4 protein-coding genes are annotated in these 4674 nt (G+C 45.7%); all 4 read left to right on the top strand.

Annotated features, from left to right (window positions below; all coding sequences use genetic code 11):
- The coding region (locus LLG96_16960; GenBank protein MCE5251897.1) for an ABC transporter substrate-binding protein at positions 1–1283 on the top strand (1283 nt) is incomplete at its 5' end.
- 91 nt (positions 1284–1374) lie between these two features.
- A complete protein-coding gene (locus tag LLG96_16955; GenBank protein MCE5251896.1) occupies positions 1375–2367 on the top strand; it encodes an ABC transporter permease in 993 nt (330 codons plus the stop codon).
- 14 nt (positions 2368–2381) lie between these two features.
- Positions 2382–3494, top strand: a complete 1113-nt coding sequence (locus LLG96_16950) for an ABC transporter permease (GenBank protein MCE5251895.1) — start codon at positions 2382–2384, stop codon at positions 3492–3494.
- Positions 3495–3552: 58 nt separating this feature from the next.
- Positions 3553–4578: an ABC transporter ATP-binding protein gene (locus tag LLG96_16945; protein ID MCE5251894.1), complete on the top strand. Its 1026-nt coding sequence runs from the start codon at positions 3553–3555 to the stop codon at positions 4576–4578.
- Positions 4579–4674 lie beyond the last annotated feature (96 nt).

The raw sequence follows: 4674 nt of genomic DNA, 5'->3' as shown, positions 1-4674 counted from the left end.
CTTCTGATGTCGAATTCACCATTAATCTGATCAAGAATCCAGCCTCAAATGCCAACAGGTTCATTAAAAAGAACGTTTCCCTGATTGAAAGTGTGAATGTCATCGATCCTCTCCATGTTGTTATAACGTTGACGAGGCCTGTTGATGATCCAGCGTTTATTCTGGGATTTCCGATTCTTCCCAAACATATGCAGAATAAAATGGGATCGAATGGGATACAGCGTAACAGCCCTTATTCAGTTGATCCGGCCGGAGGAGGCTCAGGGAAATACATGTTTCGGAGCGCCATGTTCAGCGGCCCGATAAATCTTACACGGAATGCCGACTATTATGGTAATAAGGCTTATATTGAACGTATTAAAGTAGGAATACAACCTCTGTACGATCAGATTGCCAACAATCTGCTCTTCGAGGGTATTCATTTTGCCATCGAGCTGCCGCCGCGCTATCTGGATTTTTTCACGGCTGCCGGGAAACACTATCTCCGTGATTACAACAGTCTGGCGTTTCAGTATATCGGACACAATTATGACAATCCGATTCTGAAAAATAAAGATATACGGAAAGCTATCACCCTTGGGACCGATCGTGTCAATATGCTGAAAATGGTATATCTCAACCGGGGTGTTATTCTTTCGGGTCCCTATGCGCCGTCCGACCCCGGATTCAATGTAAACGTTCAACCGATCGGATACGACCCCAATGCAGCAGTAAAGCTCTTGGAAAGCTGTGGTTACAAACTCATAGACAACGATGGAATACGGCATAATGGCAAGGATCGTTTATCATTCAATCTGAGAGTTATCGCCGACAAGGAAACGACAAACGAGGTTGCAATACTCTTTCAGGGGAATATGAAGGCGATTGGTATCGATATACGTATCGAGCATTATCCGCGGCAGCGTTGGCAGGAGATAGCCCAGGCCGGCGATTTCGATATGATTCTCGGCGAAAAGGAATACAACGCTTTTGCGGAAATTGCGACAATCTTCGATTCGAATGAAATCGGCCCCAATGGAATAAATTATTCACGATTCAGAAGCAGTACGATCGACTCTCTGCTGACCGACCTGTTTAATGCAACCACGGCGGAGGGAAGGAAGCTCATCAAATGGAACCTGCATGAAGCAATAAACGAGGAGCAGCCGTATACATTTTTATGGAGTGTCAACAAAACAGCAGTTTTCAGGAACTGCGTAAGAAGAGTACGGATACAGCCCTTCGAGTTTTTTACCTATATCAATGAGTGGTGGATCGATCAGGATATGGAAAATCAAAAGTAGAAGTGTTCTACCAGTTCCTTATGGATGAATCTGTCTGTTCCGTCGCCATGCTGCGGCTTACTTATGATTGTTTGGATAATGAAGAACGTACATGATGACCAGAAAAGAAATACTGCTGGTATTGAATTTTGCCCGGGAAATTGCAAAGGCTGTAAGCATTTTTGTTTTTGTTACGTTGAGCGTATTCCTTTTTATTCACTGGATGCCCGGTTCAAATGCCGATGAATGGTCGCTGGACCCCGGTTCGGCTGCACGGACCGATCAGCCGGTTTTTTTGAAATATTGTACATGGCTTGGAAAAGCCGTACAGCTTGATTTTGGTTTTTCCCTTACCCATCCCGCAAAGGTCAGCACAGCAGTTTTCAAGTGTTTTCCGGTAACTATGTTGTTTTTGTCGGTCGCTCTTGTAATTGCTGTACTGTCGTCTCTTCTTATAGGAGTTTTGTGGGCAACAAACGAGTCGCATCCTTTTGTGCGATTTCTTCGTTTTGTTTCATACCTTTTTTCTTCCATACCGGTTTATATTCTCGGGATGGTGGCTTTTGTCCTCGTTTTTCTGTATATCAGAACCAACAAGGTAAATGTCGATTATAATGAATTCTGGAATATTGACAGAGTCATCGACCAGAAGTTTCCCCTCTGGATCGTCATGTACATCATTCCTCCGGCGCTGCTCGGTATCGGCAACGGTAATCTGATCGAACTGAGCGGGGGAATCAGGAGCAGTGTCAGAACAGTTCTGAACACCGAGTTTATAAAAGCCGTTCGTGCCCGCGGGGCTTCCGTTACACGGCATGTTGCCAGGAATCTCCTCCTCGATGTGGTGAGCCTGATCGATGCACGGATCACCTATCTCATCAGCGGCGCTGTCATTCTTGAAAATGTTTTTAACTGGAATGGCCTTGGAAAATTAGGCGTGGACGCCGCAATGGCCTTTAAATACTCCCAGGAATACATAGTCGATTATCCTCTGGTGCTGGCAGTCGTGTTTGTGTTTACCTGTATTGTAATATTTTCACGGATTATGAAGATATTTCTTTTTTATTTGATCGATCCCCGAATCAGAGCCAGTACCGCAGTGTAAAAAAGGAGCCGGATTTGTCGGGTGCCGTGAGAAAAATCGGTTATTTATACAGGAGAGGGATATTTTCCATCGCGCTCGGCATTATCGTATTGCTGACAATGATCGGAGCATCATTTGCGATGAAATCCAGAAATCCGGAAGAGACAAATGCGGATTATATTTCGTATCCGCCCACGGTTTCCATTCTCAGGGCTTTGACTTTACGCGGTAAAGACATGTCGACACGGAGAACCGACGGGGATACAATACCTATACTGAAACCGGAATCACGCCCCGATGCTGAAGGTGTTCCGGAGTTGCCCTCTGAAATTCAGACGCTCAAACCCGATAATACATCGAACCGGGTATCTATCAGCGAGGAATCCCTTCCTTCATTGGGGGAAGTAAATAACCCGGTTGAAACCGTCGGAGCTGACAAAACCACTTCATCCCCTCCGAGGACGTTTATTTTCGGGACAGACCATCTGGGCAGGGATGTTTTCGTACGTGTTGTTGCTGCGTCCAAAACCTATATGATACCGTGTTTCACGGGGGTGGGTATTGCCCTTTTACTGGGAACGATGCTGGGGATCATGAGTGGATATTTTCCTCATTCGTGGGCTGGTACACTCGGAAATTTTCTTCAGGATTCGATTCGTTCGATTCCTGTGTTTGTCGGAATGATCATCGTCATGTGCTCGACAAAAATCGATATAATGATAATCATGGTATCGTTCGGAATATTTGTTGCCCCGAGGATCGCCGCAATCGTCGAGCAGCAGATATATTCACTTCGCCAGCATGATTTTATCGTCGCGGCGGTTGAGATGGGAATCCCGACTCTCACGATTATCGGCAAACATATAATTCTGTACAACTGTATTCCGGTTCTTATCGCTCAGGCAGCTTTTACCTACGCGGAAGCGGTGTTGATCGAAACGAGCCTGGGATTTTTAGGGATGGGAGCCATGGGGAGTGACCTGAGCTGGGGCTTCATGGTCAAAGAGGGATTTTTCTCATTTTTGCGGGGCAATTTATGGATTTCTTTTTTCCCGACAATGGCCATAATTATCAGCATTCTTTCTTTTCAGGCTCTCGGGAACGGATTGATCAAATTCTTTGATTTCCAAACCAGGCCGGCTGAATAACGGGAGTGACTCCATAAATGTGTTATTATATAGGTAGTTATAGGATTACATGACCCAGATGGTACGGTCTCTTCTGAGTATTGAAAACCTGACGGTGGAGTTTCATGACCGGTCCGGTCCCTCTTTTCGGGTGCTCCATGATATTTCGTTTGACATCATGGAGGGCGAGATTCTCGGTCTCATCGGGGAGTCCGGAGCCGGGAAATCCGTGCTGGGGCATTCGGTTATGGGGCTTCTGGATGGTTATCCCGGAATAATCAAAGGCAGGATTGTGCTCAAGGGCGACAATGTGCTCGAGGGCCTTTCTTATTCCGGTGACGGCACCGGTCAGACGCTGAAAGGTATACGGCAGTTTCGCAGGTGGCGTAAAGAATATCAGCGACGCATGAAAAAAATCCGGGGGAAACAGCTCGGTATGATATTTCAGGAGCCGTTCAAGAGTATGGATCCGCTCTTTACCGTTCGTGATCATATTGTTGAAGCGCTCCATAACGATTCGAGCTCCGGAATCATAGGGAATAATACAGTACTGGACCTGCTGCGGTCGGTACGGCTCGATAATCCGGAAAAGGTACAGAATCAGTATGTTTTCGAATTGAGCGGAGGCATGATTCAGCGTGTGATGATAGCAATCGCTCTCGCAACCAAGCCGGCGCTTATTATCGCCGATGAACCGACTACAGCGCTCGATACGGTAACCCAGAAAACGATACTCGATCTGATTCAGCAGAAATCAAAAGAAATCGGTCAATCGTTATTGTTCATCACTCATGATCTTGGAATCGCCGCTCGTTACTTCGATAGGATAGCAGTGCTGTTCGGCGGCAGAATCGTTGAAATCGGGAGCTGCTCACATGTCACGGGAACCGTGATCAGTCATCCTTACACATTAGAATTGTTACAAGCCGCTGTCGGTTTAAAATCTCAGAACATTGAGCGGCGGAAAGAATTATTGGACAGAGACTCATCGGGATGTATTTTTAAAAACAGGTGTAGAGAACATTTTAAAATCTGCATGGATGAAGATCCGCCTCTGTTCGAGGTGGAAAAAGGTTATTTTATCAGATGCTGGAAATACCGGTAACATTTCCGGACAATATAATAACGACGTGTATAATATGTATTATGGTATAAAAGGTTGTGTTGTCAGATGGCTTATATACTTGAATTCCTGAATGTC

Source organism: bacterium (assembly GCA_021372535.1).
In the GTDB taxonomy this organism is placed as follows: Bacteria; Latescibacterota; Latescibacteria; order Latescibacterales; family Latescibacteraceae; genus JAFGMP01.
The sequence above is the reverse complement of the archived record's forward strand: the minus strand, read 5'-3'. Positions and strand labels throughout refer to the sequence as shown.

Coding starts and splice junctions, on each gene's coding strand:
- LLG96_16955 (MCE5251896.1), top strand. CDS start 1,375: ATGATGACCAGAAAAGAAATACTGCTGGTATTGAATTTTGCCCGGGAA.
- LLG96_16945 (MCE5251894.1), top strand. CDS start 3,553: ATGGTACGGTCTCTTCTGAGTATTGAAAACCTGACGGTGGAGTTTCAT.